Below are 14,910 nucleotides of genomic sequence, written 5' to 3' on the forward strand. Positions count from 1 at the left end.
CGTGCGCAAACTCGGGTTCTGACCCGGCGTGTCGCCCGCAGACACGCACGCTCGCCGGGAGAGGTAACCCCCTACAGGGCGGCGAGGATGCGGTCGAGGAGTTCGCCCGCGGTGCGTGCGGCCGCCTCGACGTCGCCGACTGCGATGTGGTCGAGCAGCAGACCGTGGTCGACGATCTCGACCGGCTTCTCGTGGGTGGTCGCGACGCTCGCGGCGACGGCCTCGAGCAGCCCGCGGTACAGCTCGGTCAGCATGACGTTGTGCGAACTGGCGACGACCGCGAGGTGGAACTCCACGTCGGCACGCGCGAACTCGTCGGTGCGCCCGTCCCGAAGGCATTCGTCGCGTCGGGCCAGCAGCGCCCGCAGTGCGGCGACGTCGGCGTCGGTTCGGTTGGCGGCCGCCAGCCTGGCGCCCTCGACCTCGAGGCCGCGGCGCACCTGCAGCACGTCGCGTAGCTCGGCCCCGCAGAGCCTGCGCAGCGCACCCGACACCTCGCTGGTCGCCCGGACGTAAGTGCCGTCGCCCTGCCGCACGTCGAGGATGCCTGCGTGGGCCAGCGCGCGGACCGCTTCGCGGACGGTGTTGCGACCGACTCCGAGTGACTCGACGAGCACCGTCTCGTTGGGGATGCGCTCGCCGACGGGCCATTCGCCGCTGCTCACTGACGTCCGGAGCTGCTCGATCACCTGGTCGACCAGGCCTGCGCGGCGCGCAGTGCTCAGGGGCACGGAGGACATCCTTTCAACCAATCATGGGATGTATGGCAATCTAGCAGGATGCGTACGGAGAAGCGGGACGAAACGGTCGACCTCGACGCGTACGCGCCCGAGGTCGGCGCCGACCGGGTCCCGGCCGTCGCCGGCGGCGCGCTGCTGGCCCTCGCCGTGGTGCTCACCGCGCTGAACCTGCGGCCCGCGGTGACGAGCGTCGCTCCCCTGCTCGGCGAGATGCGCAGCGATCTCGGGGTCTCCGCGACGTGGGCCGGACTGCTCACCACGGTGCCTGCGCTGTGCTTCGCGGCGGCGGGCCTCGCCGCGCCGTGGCTCTCGTCGCGGATCGGCCTCGGCCGCACCATCTCGGCCGCACTGGTGGCGCTGACCGCGGGGCTGGCCCTGCGCGTGGTCGACGGTCCCCACCTCGTCATCGGTGCGACGCTCATCGCCTGCGCGGGCATCGCGCTGGTCAACGTCCTGATCCCGGTCGTCATCAAGGGCTCGTTCCCAGCCCGGGTGGGCCTGATGACCGGCATCTACACCGCCGCACTGCAGGGCGGCGGCGCGCTGGGGTCGGCGGTCACGCCCGGCCTCGAGGAACCGCTGGGCGGTTGGCGGATCGCGCTGGCAGCGTGGGCCGTCGTCGCCTTCGTCGCGCTGCTCGCCTGGATGCCCGCGTCGCGGCGGCACGGCGACACCTGGGCCGCGAGCACGGCGCCGACCGGTCCGCGCCGCTCGCTGCTGCGCAACAAGCTGGCGTGGACGGTCACGCTGTTCTTCGGGTGTCAGGCGTTCATGGCCTACATCGTGATGGGCTGGCTGCCCGAGATCTTCATCGACAACGGCATCGGGAAGACCGACGCCGGCCTGCTGGTCGGGCTGACCTCTCTGATCGGGGTGCCGATCGCGCTGGTGATCTCACCGCTGGCCGCGCGCAAGCCGAGCCAGAGCCGCTGGGTCGTCGCCCTCGGCCTGCTCGGCATGACCGGGGCCGTCGGCCTGATGCTCGCGCCCGCCGCGGCGCCCATCCTGTGGAGCGTGCTGATCGGCCTCGGCATGAGCGCGTTCTCGATGGCGCTGGCGATCATCGCCCTGCGCGCCCGCAACGCCGAGGACACCGCGCAACTGTCCGGCATGGCACAGGGATTGGGCTACCTGATCGCGGGCACCGGCCCCTTCCTGTTCGGCCTGCTGCACGACGTCACGCACGGGTGGACGGTGCCGTGGCTGATGTTCCTGGCGGTGTACGTCGTGCAGATCGTGGCCGGTGCATTCGCCGGGCGCGCGCGGTACGTCTAGCTCACTCGGCAGAATGGTCGGGTGTCCACCGCGTCCGCCTCTTCGGGAGTCCGGCAGACCGTGGACGCGGTGTGGCGGATGGAGGCGGCCAAGATCGTCGCCACGCTGACCCGTCTCGTCGGTGACGTCGGGCTCGCCGAGGACCTGGCCCAGGAAGCGCTCGTCGACGCGCTCGAGCAGTGGCCCACCGCCGGCGTGCCGCGCAACGCAGGCGCCTGGCTGACCACCGTCGCCAAGCGCAAGGCGATCGACGGGTGGCGACGCCTGGACCGCCAGGACGCCAAGTACGCGGCGCTGGCCCGCGACCTCGAGACGACGCACGACGAGGCGTGGGACCCCGATCGCATCGACGACGACGTACTGCGGCTGATCTTCATCTCCACCCACCCGGTGCTGTCGCGGGAGAACCAGATCGCGTTGACCCTGCGGGTCGTCGGCGGGCTGACCACCGAGGAGACCGCGCGGGCGTTCCTGGTGCCCAAGGCGACCATCGCCCAGCGCATCGTGCGGGCCAAGAAGACCCTCGGCGACGCCCGCGTTCCATTCGAGGTGCCGGACCCCGCGGAGTACCCCCGCCGACTGTCGGCGGTGCTCGGCGTCATCTACCTCGTCTACAACGAGGGCTACTCGGCCTCGTTCGGCCGACGCTGGATCCGTGACGAATTGTGCACGGAGGCACTGCGTCTGGGCCGCGCGCTGGCGGCGCTGGTGCCCGACGAACCCGAGGCGCACGGCCTGGTCGCGCTCATGGAGTTCCAGTCCTCGCGCTTCGCCGCGCGTTCGGGCCCCGACGGCACGCCCATCCTGCTCGAGGACCAGGACCGCGCTGCGTGGGACCGGGCTCAGATCGTCCGCGGCGTCGCCGCTCTCGAGCGGGCCTCGATGGCGTTGCAGCGCAAGGGAACCGGATGGGGACCGTACGCACTGCAGGCCGCGCTGGCCGAATGCCATGCCGTGGCGCCGACCGCGGCCGAGACGGACTGGGCGCGGATCGTCGCGCTGTACGACGGGCTGCTCCAGATCGCGCCATCACCGGTCGTCGAGTTGAATCGCGCCGTCGCGGTGGCGATGCACTCCGGGCCCGCGGACGGGCTGGCCCTCGTCGACGGCATCAGCGGGCTCGAGGGCTCCTATCTGCTGCCCAGCGTGCGGGGCGAACTGCTCGCCCGACTGGGCCACGACGACGAGGCCGCTGCCCAGTTCGACGTCGCTGCCCCGCTTACCACCAACGATGCCGAACGAGAGGTCTTGCAGCGCAAGGCCGCTCGCGCACGCAGAGAGAAGACGCCGTGACGCAGTCCAAAATCCGCGCGGTGCTGTTCGACTTCTCCGGGACGCTGTTCCGGCTCGAGGAGGACGACAGCTGGTTCGACGACATCCTGGTCGACGAGAAGGAGGTCGACGAGCACGTCCGCGCCGAGCTGATGTACCGCCTCACCGCGCCGACCGGACGACCGGTCGAGATGTCCGACGAGCAGTACCGCAGCTGGGCCGGTCGCGACCTGCAGCCACATCTGCACCGCGAGGCCTACCTGCACGTGATGCGCGAATCCGGACTCACCGACGACCATGCCGAACGGCTCTACGCCCGCACCGTCGACCCGTCGTACTGGGTGCCCTACCCCGACACCGCCGAAGTGCTGCAACGCCTGCGCCGGGCCGGCATCGCCGTCGGCGTCGTGTCGAACATCGCGTGGGACATCCGGCCGACGTTCCGCAGCCTCGGCGTGGAGGACCTGGTCACCGAGTTCGTGCTGTCGTTCGAGGTGGGGGCGGTCAAGCCGACCCCGGAGATCTTCAACACCGCGCTGTCGCGTCTCGGGGTGGACGCCGCGGATGCCCTGATGGTCGGGGACAGCGAGGAGGCCGACGGCGGCGCGCTCGCCGTTGGGTGCCGGTTCGCGCTCGTCGACCCGCTGCCGACCACCGAGCGGCCCAACGGCCTGATCGAGGCCGTGACGGGCGCAGGCGTCGAGGTCTAACCTCGAATCATGGCTGACGGCAACCCAACCCCGCCATGGTGGCTCAAGCCCATGAACAAGGTCTTCATGACCGTGATGAAGTTCGGCGTCTTCGGTGGTGACGGCCCCGTCGTCCTCACCGTGCCCGGCCGCAAGTCCGGCAAGCCACGATCGACGCCGATCACGCCGATGGTCGTTGACGGCACGCGCTACGTGGTCGCGGGTTTCCCCGGTGCGGACTGGGAACGCAACGCCCGCGCCGCCGATACCGCGACGCTGACGACCGGCAAGCGTCGGGAGACGGTCCGGATGGTGGAATTGTCGGCCGACGAGGCTCGCCCGCTGCTGAAGCAATTCCCACGCTGGTGCCCACCGGAGTGAGCTTCATGAAGCGCTCGGGCCTGGTCACCGACGGCACGCCCGACGAGTTCGAAGCCCTCGCCGGGCGATGCGCGGTGTTTCGGTTCGACCCGGTTACAGGTGCGGGGCGTTCTTGATCGGCTCGTCCTGCTTGCCCGCGGTCTGGCAATAGGTGGACACGGCGAGCCGGGTGCCCGTGACTTCGAGCGACGCGGGTTCGGCGCCCTTCTCGTCCTTGATCATCTTGTTGATGGCCTCGTTCTGGGTCTTCTCGTCGGCACCCACGAAGTCCTTGCAGGGGGTGTCGCCACCCTGAACCGACGGCGAGCATCCGACCAGCATCAGCCCGGCAGCAATACCGGACACCAACACACCAGTTACGCGCTTCATCGTCGTCTCCTTCATCGTGGCGCGCTGAGCACGCCGTTGCGGGGCTTCTCTACCCCTGGGCAAGCGCTGCGAAACTCGTCGCCGTCACGCTCTACAGTCGTTCCGTGAGCTCAGACAACCCGTTCGACCCGTCTCTGTGGCAACCCGTGCAGGGCTTCGAACTCACCGACATCACCTATCACCGGCACGTCGTCGACGGCGTGCGCAAGCCGACCGTCCGCATCGCGTTCGACCGTCCTGAGGTGCGCAATGCGTTCCGGCCGCACACCGTCGACGAGCTGTACCGCGTCCTCGATCACGCACGAATGTCGTCGGACGTCGGGGTGATCCTGCTGACCGGCAACGGGCCGTCGGCCAAGGACGGTGGGTGGGCGTTCTGTTCCGGCGGCGATCAACGGATCCGCGGCCGCACCGGCTACCAGTACGCCTCCGGCGAGACCGCGGACAGCATCGACCCGGCACAGGCAGGCCGGTTGCACATCCTCGAGGTGCAGCGGTTGATCCGGTTCATGCCCAAGCCCGTGATCTGCCTGGTGAACGGCTGGGCCGCCGGCGGCGGGCACTCGCTGCACGTGGTGTGCGACCTGACGCTGGCCAGCCGGGAGCACGCGAGGTTCAAGCAGACCGACGCCGACGTGGGCAGCTTCGATGGCGGTTACGGCAGTGCCTATCTGGCCCGCCAGACCGGCCAGAAGTTCGCACGCGAGATCTTCTTCCTGGGCCGCCCGTACACCGCCGAGCAGATGCACGCGATGGGTGCGGTGAACGAGGTCGTCGACCACGCCGACCTCGAGAAGGTCGCGCTGGAGTGGGCCCATGAGATCAACGGGAAGTCGCCGCAGGCCATCCGAATGCTGAAGTTCGCGTTCAACCTGCTCGACGACGGGCTGGTCGGCCAGCAGGTGTTCGCAGGCGAGGCGACGCGCCTGGCCTACATGACCGACGAGGCCGTCGAGGGCCGCGACGCCTTCCTGGAGAAGCGCGACCCCGACTGGTCCCGGTTCCCCCGCTACTTCTAGGGAAGGTACTGCCATCGAAGCGACACTGACCCGATGGGCGATCGGGATTCTCGGTGCGTCGATCGTCGTGGCCGCGACCGTGGCGCCCTGGTTCGCGGCGTACGGCGTGGCCGGGTACGCCGAGATGGCCGGTTGGGGCGCATGGCGCCGGTCCGGTGACGTCGACGCCAGCCTGCGTCCGCTGCCGCTGGCGGTGCTCGTCTACCTGACAGCTGGACTGACCATCTGGGGTGCGGTGAAGCCCGCGTTCGGCGCCACGGTGATCGGGGCCATGTCGACGTTCGGCGTCGGCCTGCTGCCACTGATGCTGCTGCCGGTCGTCGACCGGCACGCCCCTGGCCGCGACGCGGTGGGCGTGGAGGTCGCTTCGGCGACGACGACGGTCATCGGGCTCGCGGTCGTCCTGGTCATCGTGTCGTGGATTGGCTACGCGCGCTGCGTGTTACGTCCCGCGCCGCGCGCAGGGGCATGACCAGCCGGGCCTGGCACACTCGACCGGTGCCCGGACGAACGCTGACCGCGCTGCGCATCGACGCCGGCGACGTCGTGCTGCGCAAGGCCCGCGACTCCGACCGCGACGCGATCATCGCCCATGCCAGCGATCCCGAGGTACGCGCGCACCTCGGCGGCGCGCAGTCGCGGCGCGACGTCGCGCGCGATCTCGACGAGGTCGGGGTGAGCGCCGTGACCGGCTCGCCCGGGGCCTACCTGATCGCGGACACAGCATCCGACGCCTTCGTCGGCACGATGTCGCTGACCCGCCGCGGCGTGCACCACCCTGGCCACGTCAGCCCAGACGGCGAGGAACTCGAACTCGCCTACACGCTGAGCCCGCGGGCCTGGGGGCGGGGCTGGGCGTTCCAGGCCGCCACCGCGGTACTGCGCGCGGCCGCCGCCGAGCTGCCCGACGAGCCCGTGATCATCGTGACGCACAGCGCCAACGACAGGTCGCTCAACCTCGCCCGACGGCTCGGATTCGAGCCCGCGACGACGTTCGACGAGCACGGCGTCCAGCAGACGCTTGCGGTGGTGAATCTGCGCGAGTTCGCGCGGGCCTAAGCTCGATGCCCGTGACCAGGAACCCGTTGCGCCGCCTGTCCGACAGCCTGCTGCTGGCCAGCATGCGTCCGCCGTTGACCGCGCAGTTGCTCGCGCCGCGGCGCGACATCGACCTGACCGGCAAGCGCATCCTCGTCACCGGTGCGTCGTCGGGCATCGGCGAGGCCGGTGCCCGCAAGCTGGCAGCCGCCGGGGCCAAGCTCATCGTGGTCGCGCGCCGCAGGGACCTGCTCGACGCGGTGGTCGCCGACGTCACCGCGGCAGGTGGGGATGCGACCGCGATCGACTGCGACCTGTCCGATCTCGACGCCGTCGATGCCCTGGTGGCCGACGTCGACGAGAGGTTCGGCGGGGTGGACGTGCTGATCAACAACGCGGGCCGCTCGATCCGGCGGCCACTGGCCGAGTCGCTGGACCGGTGGCACGACGTCGAGCGCACGATGACGCTGAACTACTACTCGCCGCTGCGGTTGATCCGTGGGTTCGGGCCTGGAATGCGGGAGCGCCGCGACGGTCACGTCATCAACGTCTCGACCTGGGGCGTGCTGAGCGAGTCGTCGCCGCTGTTCGCCGTCTACAACGCGAGCAAGGCCGCGCTGACCGCCGTGAGCCGGGTCGTCGAAACCGAGTGGGCAGCCGACGGCGTGCACTCCACGACGCTGTTCTACCCCCTGGTGAAGACCCCGATGATCGCTCCGACGCGGGCCTACGACGGAGTGCCGGGCCTGAGCGCCGACGAGGCGGCCGAATGGATGGTGACCGCGGCGCGCAACCGTCCAGTGCGCATCGCCCCACGGATGGCGATGACCGCCGACTTCGTCAACACGTTCGCGCCGGGCGCGGTGGACGCCGTCATGAAGCGCCAGCGGGTGCAGCCCACCGGCATTTAGTTAGTTAGGTTAGGCATGCCATACTCGCTTGCGTGTCCGACCTCGCGATCGCCCTCGACGGCGTAACCAAGCGCTACGGCGACCATCAGGCGCTGAGCGGCGTCACGTTCTCGGCGCCGGTGGGCTCGGTGCTTGGCGTGCTCGGCCCCAACGGCGCGGGCAAGACCACGACGATCAACATCCTCGCCACGCTGCAGCGGCCCACCGGCGGCACCGCGACCGTCGCCGGGTTCGACGTCGTGACCCAGGCCGGGAAGGTGCGCGAGTCGATCGGTCTCACCGGCCAGTACGCCGCCATCGACGAACTGCTGACCGGCCGGGAGAACCTCGTCCTGTTCGCCCGGCTGCGTGGCATGGACAAGCAGAGCGCCCGAGCGCGCGCCGACGAGATGCTCGCGACCTTCAGCCTCACCGACGCGGGCGACAAGCGCGTCGCCACCTACTCCGGAGGCATGCGCCGCCGCGTCGACATCGCCTGCGGCCTGGTGGTCCCGCCCAAGGTCGTGTTCCTCGACGAGCCCACCACCGGCCTCGATCCGCGTAGCCGGCGGGAGGTGTGGGACCTCGTCGGATCGCTACGGCACCAAGGGATTACGACCCTGCTGACCACCCAGTACCTCGAGGAGGCCGACGCGCTGTCGGACTCCATCGTCGTCATCGACCGCGGCCGCGTGATCGCCGACGGCACCCCCGACGACCTCAAGCGCACGATCGGCGGGAGCTACTGCGAGATCAGCCCGGTCGACCTCGCCGACCTGCCCAGGGTGGCCGCCGCGCTCGACGGCTTCGCAGGCGTCGAGACCGACCCCGACCGCGGCACGGTGTCGGTCCCAGCGCCCGACGGCTTCGCCACGATGTCCGAGGTGTTCGGTCGCGTCGCCCCGCTCGACCTCGACCTGCACGACATCTCGCTGCGCAAGCCGTCACTCGACGAGGTCTTCTTCAAGCTGACCGGAGCACCCGTCCAGGAATCCGCCCCGTGAGCGCGCTGGCCGCCCTGACCAAGCGGTCGGTACTCGGCACACTGCGCGACGGCGATCTGATCTTCGCGATCGGCGGACCGGTCGCGTTCTTCGTGTGCTTCAACATCACGTTGCGCCACGTGATCGACACCGGCGACGTCAACTACCCGCAGTACATCCTGCCCGTAATCGTGGTGCAGGCGATGATCTTCACCGCGATGACGACCGCGGACCGCGCGGCGCGAGACAACCTCAGCGGCATGGGCATTCGGCTGCGCAGCTTGCCGATGACGTCACTGGTACCGGTGACGGCTCGCATGCTCTCGGCGCTGATCCGCGCCACCGCGTCGCTGGCCGCGGCGGTCGCCGTCGGCTACGCGTTCGGCTTCCGGTTCCAGGGCGACGTCCTACACGTACTCGGGTTCTGCGGCATCGCGCTGCTGCTGTCGCTGGCTCTGTCGCTGGGCGCCGACGCGCTCGGCTCGATGTCCACGAACGCCGAGGCGGCCGGGCAGACCCTGCTCATCCCGCAGCTGCTGCTGGTCATGCTGTCGACCGGCATCGCGCCCGCATCGGCGTTTCCCGGCTGGCTCGGGTGGTTCGTCACGCGGCAGCCGGTGTCGCAGATCGCCCAGACGCTGCGCGAACTCGCCCAGGGGCAGGTGACGACTGCCGACCTGCTCCTGAGCCTGGCGTGGTGTACCGGACTGCTGGCGCTGTTCGGCGGCATCGCGGTCCGGATGCAGAGGAGGGCCGTGTGACAAGCACATTCGTCTCGCAGAGCAGGCTGCAGGCCGGACGTCTGCTGGTGCGGTGGACGCGTGAGCCGGTCGTCCTCATCCAGGCGCTGATCTTCCCCACCTTCCTACTGGTGGTCTACAAGCTGGTAATCGGCGAGTCGATCGCGACCCTCACCGGGAGCAATAGCCTGTACGGCCTGGTGCCGATGTGTGCGATCGTCGGCGCCCTGTTCGGCGCAATCGGCGCGGGCGCGGCACTGCCCGACGAGCGCGAGTCCGGACTGCTGAGCCGGCTGTGGGCACTGCCCGTGCACCGGGCCAGCGCACTGTCCGGACGGCTCCTCGCCGAAGCGGGCCGAGCGCTGGTCGGATCGCTGGCCATCACCGCGGTGGGCATCACGATGGGTCTGCGCTTCACCGGGAGTTGGCTCGGTGCGGTCGGCTTCGTGCTGGTTCCCGTCCTGATGGTGGTCGGGTTCGCGACGGTGATCGTCGCGGTCGGCGTGCAGGCGGGCGGCAAGAACATCATCACCGGGCTGTCGACGGTGTGCTTCCTGCTGCTGTTCTTCAACTCCGGCATGGTGCCCATCGAAGTGTTCCCCGGCTGGCTGCAGCCCGCCGTGCGCGCGCAGCCGATGTCGCCCGCGATCGAGGCGATGCGCGGTCTGGCCGAGGGTGGCCCCACGCTGTGGCCGGTACTGCAGTCGATGGCGTGGGTGGCGGGGCTGTTGGCGGTGTTCGGCCCGATTGCCGTGCGTGGCTACCGCAAGGCCGCCGAAGCGGGGACCTGACCCGCGCGTGTGTTAGACACGATAGCATGGAGATTCTCGCCAGTCGGGTCCTGTTCCGGCCGGCGGACTATGCGCGGTCGATCGAGTTCTACCGCGACGACATCGGTCTCGCGGTCGCTCGCGAGTACGGCGCAGGCACGGTGTTCTACGCCGGGCAGTCGCTGATCGAACTCGCCGGTCACGGCTCACCGGCCGAGGGAGCGCCGCCGTTTCCCGGAGCGCTGTGGCTGCAGGTGCGCGACGTCTACGCGACCCAGTCCGAACTGGAGGGGCGCGGCGTGACCATCGCCCGCACCGCAAAGCAGGAGCCGTGGGGTCTGCACGAAATGCACGTGACCGACCCCGACGGCGTCACGCTGATCTTCGTTCAGGTGCCCGAGACGCATCCGCTGCGCCGCGACACCAGAAACGACTAGGAGACCGGCGAGGCCGGCGCCGCTAAAGGCCAGCCGACCGACGCCAACCGCGCCGCCACCTGGTTGATCTCCTCGGGGTTGGGCTCCTTCTCGATGACCGCCTCGACGGCCCCGCGGATCTGTCCCTCGGTAACGGTGTCGGAGTCCACGCTCTTGAGCACCGTCTGAGCCGCCTTGACGACCTGCTCCTCGGTCAGCGAGCGCTTCAGTAGCGCCAGCAGCGCGAAGTAGTCCTTCGGCGGGACACCTTCGGGGTAGCCCGCACGCAGCCAGTTGACGACGTTGTCGAACGAACTCGCGCTCTGCGTCTCGGTCATGGCGTTCAGCTCACTTTCCCGGAAGGAAGGGGACGGGGTTGAAACCGAAGTGGTGGTCGATCGTGCCCTTGGTGATCCACAGGATCGCGATCACGATCACCGCCGTCACCAAGGCGAACAGCAGCAGGCCGAAGGCCTTGAGCGCGGGGTTGGGGGCGTCGACCGTGCCGTCGGCTTCCGCACCGCCTGCGCCCTTCGAGTAGGCGACGAGGCCGACGGCGAACACCGCGGGCAGGCCGGCGCCGAGGATCAGCCCGACGGCGAGCACCTTGAGGATGGATTCCAGGTAGGTCATGTGAGTTCTCTTCTCTGGGGAACGCTCGTGGTCGCAGAAGTCGGGGATCAGACCGAAGCCGTGGGTTTGGTCGGGTCGGCCGCGATGTCGCGGGCGTCGGCGGGGACCACCGAGTTGGTCGACTCGTCCCAGTCGGCGTTGACGTTCTCGTGGTTGACCTTCTGCTGCTGGGCGCGCCAGTACATGTAGCCCGACAGCGCCACCAGGATGACGAAGATGAGGCCGTCGCCTGCGAGCGACGAACCGGTCGCGTTCTCGACGAAGTGCGAGAGCCAGAAGGACAGCGCACCGACGAGTCCGGCGGCGGGCAGCGTGATCAGCCACGCCATGGCCATCCGGCCCGCGACCGCCCAGCGCACCTGCGCGCCGGGCTTGCCGACACCGCTACCGAGGATGGATCCGGTCGCGACGTGGGTGGTCGACAGCGCCATGCCCGCGGCGCTCGAGGACAGGATGATCGCCGCCGAGGACGCCTCGGCCGCCAGACCCTGCGGGGACTCGATCTCGACCAGACCCTTGCCCAGCGTGCGGATCACGCGCCAGCCGCCGATGTAGGTACCGAGGCCGATCGCCAGGGCGCAGGACGCGATGACCCAGAACGGCAGGCCGTCCTCCTTCACGTCGCCGGTGAGGTGACCGGTGGTGATGAGCGCGAGCGCGATGACGCCCATGGTCTTCTGTGCGTCGTTGGTGCCGTGGGCCAATGCGACGAGTGACGCGGTGGCGATCTGGCCCCAGCGGAAGCCCTCCTCGCGGCGCTTCTTGAGGACCTTGCGGGTCAGGCGGTAGACGATCCAGGTGCCGCACGCCGCAACCAGGCCTGCGATGAAGGGCGCTGCGAGGGCGGGGACGATGACCTTGCCGAACACGCCGCTCCAGTTGACGCCCGCCGTGCCGAGCGCTGCCAGTCCGGCGCCGATCAGACCGCCGAACAGCGCGTGCGACGAACTCGACGGGATGCCGAACAGCCACGTGAGCAGGTTCCACAGGATGCCGCCGATCAGGCCGGCGAAGATGATCGTCAGGCCCGTCGACGCGTCGATGCCCTCGACCAGCGACCCGGTCTTGCTGTCCTGGATCTTCAGGACCGACGTGGTGACGGTAATGGCGACCTCGACCGAGAGGAATGCGCCGACCAGGTTCAGGATGCCCGCCAGGATGACGGCGGTCTTGGGCTTCAGCGCACCGGTCGCGATGGACGTGGCCATCGCATTGCCGGTGTCGTGGAACCCGTTGGTGAAGTCGAATGCCAGTGCCGTGGCTATCAACAGCACCAGAATGATCAGCTCAGCGCTCATGAGCATGATTCTGAGGGATTCTCAGCGAAATCACCTAGCCGGTCTCATCACCGTTAGAGCGCCTGAACAGGCAGTTTGCCTGCTTCGCTGAGGTGTTCATCGACTGTTCACGTCCCGGTCGCCGGCAAGACGCACAGCCACCTCGCAGGGTTCGACTCACCCGTCGACCGCAACGCTCCGCCGCTAGCATCGATCCATCGCATCGCGACAACGACGACCTACGGCCGGAAGGGGGAATCGACGCAGTGAACGCGTTCCTGACGAAGATCGTGGCCTGGATTACCTCGGGCTACCCCGAAGGCGTTCCCGGCCCCGACCGGGTGCCGCTCATGGCGCTGCTCGACCGTCGACTGTCCAAGGACGAGGTCAAGACCGTGACCCAGGCGCTGCTCGACCGCGGCGAGTTCGACCACGTGGACATCGGCGTGCAGATCACCCAGGTCACCGACGAACTCCCACGCGAGGAGGACGTCGAGCGGGTGCGGGCACGCCTGGCGAAGAAGGGTTGGCCGCTGGACGACCCCCGTGGCGAGGATTCGGCCGGAGGTCCCACATAGCCGCCCTGCGCGCGGTCGTCATACCGCCCGTACCCAGCCCGTCGGCACTGGTCGCCGCACTCGAAGGCGTCCTCGACGGCCGTGAGTCCGGCATCGTCCCGCTGCCCGCCGACGAGCGGGAGGCCGAACTCCTGGCCGGCGCGCTGCGCGTCGGCGAGGACGTCGCCGACGACGTCGCGGTCGTCGTGTCGACCTCCGGCACGACCGGAACGCCCAAGGGCGCCATGTTGACTGCGGCCGCCCTGATCGCGAGCGCCGACGCCACCAACGAACGTCTCGGCGGTCCCGGAAGCTGGCTGCTCGCCCTGCCCGCCCACCACGTCGCGGGGCTGCAGGTCGTGGTGCGCAGCATCATCTCTGGCACCATCCCGGTCACGCTGATCCCCAGCTTCGCCCCCGGGGAACTGCGCGCCGCCATCGACGAGATGGACTCCGGTCGCCGCTATGCGTCGCTGGTGGCCGTGCAACTCGACAAGGCGCTGTCCGATCCGGTCGACGCCGCCGCACTCGCCGAACTCGACGCCGTCCTGATCGGCGGCGGGCCGATGCCTGCCGGGCTCGCCGAACGTGCCTCCCGCGCAGGGGTTTCCGTCGTCCGGACGTACGGCATGAGCGAGACGGCGGGTGGGTGCGTGTACGACGGCGTGCCCTTGGAAGGCGTGGCAGTGCGCATCGACGACGGCCGCATCCTGCTCGGCGGCGCCACCGTCGCCAAGGGCTACCGCAACCCGGTCAGCCCGGATCCGTTCGCCGAGCCGGGCTGGTTCCGCACCGACGACGCAGGCGCCGTCGACGACTCGGGCGCACTGCGCGTGCTGGGCCGCATCGACGACGCGATCAGCACCGGCGGGCTGACCGTCATGCCGGGACTCGTCGAGGCGGCGCTGGCCACGCACCCCGCCATCGCCGACTGCGCGGTGTTCGGCGTGACCGACCCGCGCCTGGGTCAGCGCGTCGCGGCGGCAGTCGTCCTCACCGCGGGTGGCGCGCCGCCAACGCCCGCCGAGTTGCGCGAGCACGTCGGCCAGACACTGGACGCCACCGCCGCGCCTCGCGAGGTGCACGTCGTCGACGAGCTGCCGCGCCGGGGCATCGGCAAGGTCGACCGTAGGGAACTCACCACGCGATTCGACACCGGAGCATGATGGCTTCCATGGGTCGCGAAGTCACCGTCGTCACCAGTGTCGAGGAACTGCGGGCGATCGTCGGTCATCCGAACGCCGCGGTCGCCGACAAGGTCAAGCCGCGACTGTCGGCCGTCCAGCGGGATTGGCTGGCACACTCGCCGCTCGGCTTCGTCGCCAGTGCCGATGCCCACGGCCGAGTCGACGTCTCCCCCAAGGGCGATCCGCCGGGCTTCGTCCACGTCATCGACGACGCCACCATCGCGATCCCAGAGCGGCCGGGCAACAAGCGCGTGGACGGCTACCTCAACGTGCTGCAGCGTCCCCACGTCGGGACGGTGTTCGTCATCCCGGGCCGCGGTGACACGCTGCGCATCAACGGGACGGCGCGGGTGGTGTCCAACGCGGACTACTTCGACGCGATGGTCGTGGACGGCAAGCGCCCGATCCTCGCGCTCGAGATCGCGGTCGAGGAGGTGTTCTTCCACTGCGCCAAGGCGTTCCTGCGGTCGGACGCGTGGAAGCCCGAGACGTGGAATCCGACTGCGGTGCCGAGCGTCGCCGAGTTGGCCAAGGCGGTCTACCGCGAGATCAGCCTCGAGGAGCTGCAGACGCACTTCGACGAGGACAACATGCGTTCCGCCCTGTACTGACGGCCGCGTCGAAAGCAGTTTGCCAGCGAGTGCCCCACATGGCTGCGCCGAAACCGGTGTTTC

General features: G+C 69.6%; 19 protein-coding genes and 1 pseudogene. 15 read left to right on the plus strand and 5 right to left on the minus strand.

All coding sequences use genetic code 11. The features are described 5' to 3' along the window. Positions 1-71: 71 nt before the first annotated feature. Complete coding sequence (locus tag G6N61_RS14645; RefSeq protein ID WP_163919176.1) at positions 72-731, minus strand: FadR/GntR family transcriptional regulator; 660 nt, start codon at positions 729-731, stop codon at positions 72-74. A 48-nt stretch (positions 732-779) separates the two neighbouring features. Here G6N61_RS14645 and G6N61_RS14650 point away from each other — a divergent pair, with 48 nt between their 5' ends. The 4 genes and pseudogenes from G6N61_RS14650 to G6N61_RS14665 all read left to right on the plus strand — a co-directional run bounded on the left by G6N61_RS14650 (position 780) and on the right by G6N61_RS14665 (position 4,473). Then, positions 780-2,015: a CynX/NimT family MFS transporter gene (locus tag G6N61_RS14650; protein ID WP_163919177.1), complete on the plus strand. Its 1,236-nt coding sequence runs from the start codon at positions 780-782 to the stop codon at positions 2,013-2,015. Positions 2,016-2,093: 78 nt separating this feature from the next. Continuing rightward, positions 2,094-3,308 (plus strand): RNA polymerase sigma factor, encoded by a 1,215-nt coding sequence (locus tag G6N61_RS14655; RefSeq protein ID WP_163924831.1) that lies wholly within the window; start codon positions 2,094-2,096, stop codon positions 3,306-3,308. Then, positions 3,305-3,997, plus strand: coding sequence for an HAD family hydrolase (locus G6N61_RS14660; RefSeq protein WP_163919178.1), 693 nt, complete (start codon positions 3,305-3,307; stop codon positions 3,995-3,997). The genes G6N61_RS14655 and G6N61_RS14660 overlap by 4 nt, the downstream gene beginning before the upstream one ends. Before the next feature lie 9 nt (positions 3,998-4,006). Continuing rightward, positions 4,007-4,473: pseudogene (locus G6N61_RS14665) on the plus strand (nitroreductase family deazaflavin-dependent oxidoreductase). On the opposite strand, the gene G6N61_RS14670 reads toward G6N61_RS14665, so the two are convergent. Beyond that, a complete protein-coding gene (locus G6N61_RS14670) occupies positions 4,451-4,726 on the minus strand; it encodes a hypothetical protein (protein WP_163919179.1) in 276 nt (91 codons plus the stop codon). The pseudogene G6N61_RS14665 and the gene G6N61_RS14670 overlap by 23 nt on opposite strands. 104 nt (positions 4,727-4,830) lie before the next feature. On the opposite strand from G6N61_RS14670, the gene G6N61_RS14675 reads away from it, so the two are divergent. The 8 genes from G6N61_RS14675 (at position 4,831) to G6N61_RS14710 (ending at position 10,603) form a co-directional block, all read left to right on the plus strand. Next, positions 4,831-5,745, plus strand: coding sequence for a 1,4-dihydroxy-2-naphthoyl-CoA synthase (locus G6N61_RS14675; protein ID WP_163919180.1), 915 nt, complete (start codon positions 4,831-4,833; stop codon positions 5,743-5,745). 67 nt (positions 5,746-5,812) lie between these two features. Beyond that, complete coding sequence (locus tag G6N61_RS14680; RefSeq protein WP_163919181.1) at positions 5,813-6,217, plus strand: hypothetical protein; 405 nt, start codon at positions 5,813-5,815, stop codon at positions 6,215-6,217. 26 nt (positions 6,218-6,243) lie between these two features. Further along, a complete protein-coding gene (locus tag G6N61_RS14685; RefSeq protein ID WP_235887546.1) occupies positions 6,244-6,804 on the plus strand; it encodes a GNAT family N-acetyltransferase in 561 nt (186 codons plus the stop codon). An 11-nt stretch (positions 6,805-6,815) separates the two neighbouring features. Then, the gene (locus G6N61_RS14690) at positions 6,816-7,694 is read left to right on the plus strand and encodes an SDR family oxidoreductase (protein ID WP_163919183.1); all 879 of its coding nucleotides are present in this window, start codon (positions 6,816-6,818) and stop codon (positions 7,692-7,694) included. A gap of 32 nt (positions 7,695-7,726) precedes the next feature. Next, positions 7,727-8,677: an efflux ABC transporter ATPase subunit, DrrA-related gene (locus G6N61_RS14695; RefSeq protein WP_235887547.1), complete on the plus strand. Its 951-nt coding sequence runs from the start codon at positions 7,727-7,729 to the stop codon at positions 8,675-8,677. Further along, complete coding sequence (locus G6N61_RS14700; protein ID WP_163919184.1) at positions 8,674-9,417, plus strand: ABC transporter permease; 744 nt, start codon at positions 8,674-8,676, stop codon at positions 9,415-9,417. Before G6N61_RS14695 ends, G6N61_RS14700 begins: the two co-directional genes overlap by 4 nt. Then, positions 9,414-10,187, plus strand: a complete 774-nt coding sequence (locus G6N61_RS14705) for an ABC transporter permease (RefSeq protein ID WP_163919185.1) — start codon at positions 9,414-9,416, stop codon at positions 10,185-10,187. Before G6N61_RS14700 ends, G6N61_RS14705 begins: the two co-directional genes overlap by 4 nt. Positions 10,188-10,213: 26 nt before the next feature. Next, positions 10,214-10,603 (plus strand): VOC family protein, encoded by a 390-nt coding sequence (locus G6N61_RS14710; protein WP_163919186.1) that lies wholly within the window; start codon positions 10,214-10,216, stop codon positions 10,601-10,603. Here G6N61_RS14710 and G6N61_RS14715 read toward each other — a convergent pair. Genes G6N61_RS14715 through G6N61_RS14725 form a run of 3 tightly spaced genes read right to left on the minus strand, consistent with a single transcriptional unit; the run spans position 10,600 to position 12,513 of the window. Then, the gene (locus G6N61_RS14715; protein ID WP_163919187.1) at positions 10,600-10,920 is read right to left on the minus strand and encodes a DUF3349 domain-containing protein; all 321 of its coding nucleotides are present in this window, start codon (positions 10,918-10,920) and stop codon (positions 10,600-10,602) included. The two genes, G6N61_RS14710 and G6N61_RS14715, sit on opposite strands and share 4 nt — an antisense overlap. 10 nt (positions 10,921-10,930) lie before the next feature. Further along, positions 10,931-11,215, minus strand: a complete 285-nt coding sequence (locus G6N61_RS14720; RefSeq protein ID WP_163919188.1) for a hypothetical protein — start codon at positions 11,213-11,215, stop codon at positions 10,931-10,933. 47 nt (positions 11,216-11,262) lie between these two features. Further along, on the minus strand, positions 11,263-12,513 hold the full coding sequence (locus G6N61_RS14725) for an inorganic phosphate transporter (RefSeq protein ID WP_163919189.1): 1,251 nt from the start codon (positions 12,511-12,513) through the stop codon (positions 11,263-11,265). A 245-nt stretch (positions 12,514-12,758) separates the two neighbouring features. Here G6N61_RS14725 and G6N61_RS14730 point away from each other — a divergent pair, with 245 nt between their 5' ends. Genes G6N61_RS14730 through G6N61_RS14740 form a run of 3 tightly spaced genes read left to right on the plus strand, consistent with a single transcriptional unit; the run spans position 12,759 to position 14,847 of the window. Next, on the plus strand, positions 12,759-13,070 hold the full coding sequence (locus tag G6N61_RS14730; RefSeq protein ID WP_163919190.1) for a DUF3349 domain-containing protein: 312 nt from the start codon (positions 12,759-12,761) through the stop codon (positions 13,068-13,070). Further along, the gene (menE, locus tag G6N61_RS14735) at positions 13,067-14,215 is read left to right on the plus strand and encodes an o-succinylbenzoate--CoA ligase (RefSeq protein WP_179973680.1); all 1,149 of its coding nucleotides are present in this window, start codon (positions 13,067-13,069) and stop codon (positions 14,213-14,215) included. Before G6N61_RS14730 ends, menE begins: the two co-directional genes overlap by 4 nt. An 8-nt stretch (positions 14,216-14,223) precedes the next feature. Then, positions 14,224-14,847, plus strand: coding sequence for a pyridoxamine 5'-phosphate oxidase family protein (locus G6N61_RS14740; protein WP_163919191.1), 624 nt, complete (start codon positions 14,224-14,226; stop codon positions 14,845-14,847). The last annotated feature ends 63 nt before the right edge of the window (positions 14,848-14,910 follow it).

It is taken from the genome of Mycolicibacterium arabiense, assembly GCF_010731815.2.
GTDB lineage: Bacteria > Actinomycetota > Actinomycetes > Mycobacteriales > Mycobacteriaceae > Mycobacterium > Mycobacterium arabiense.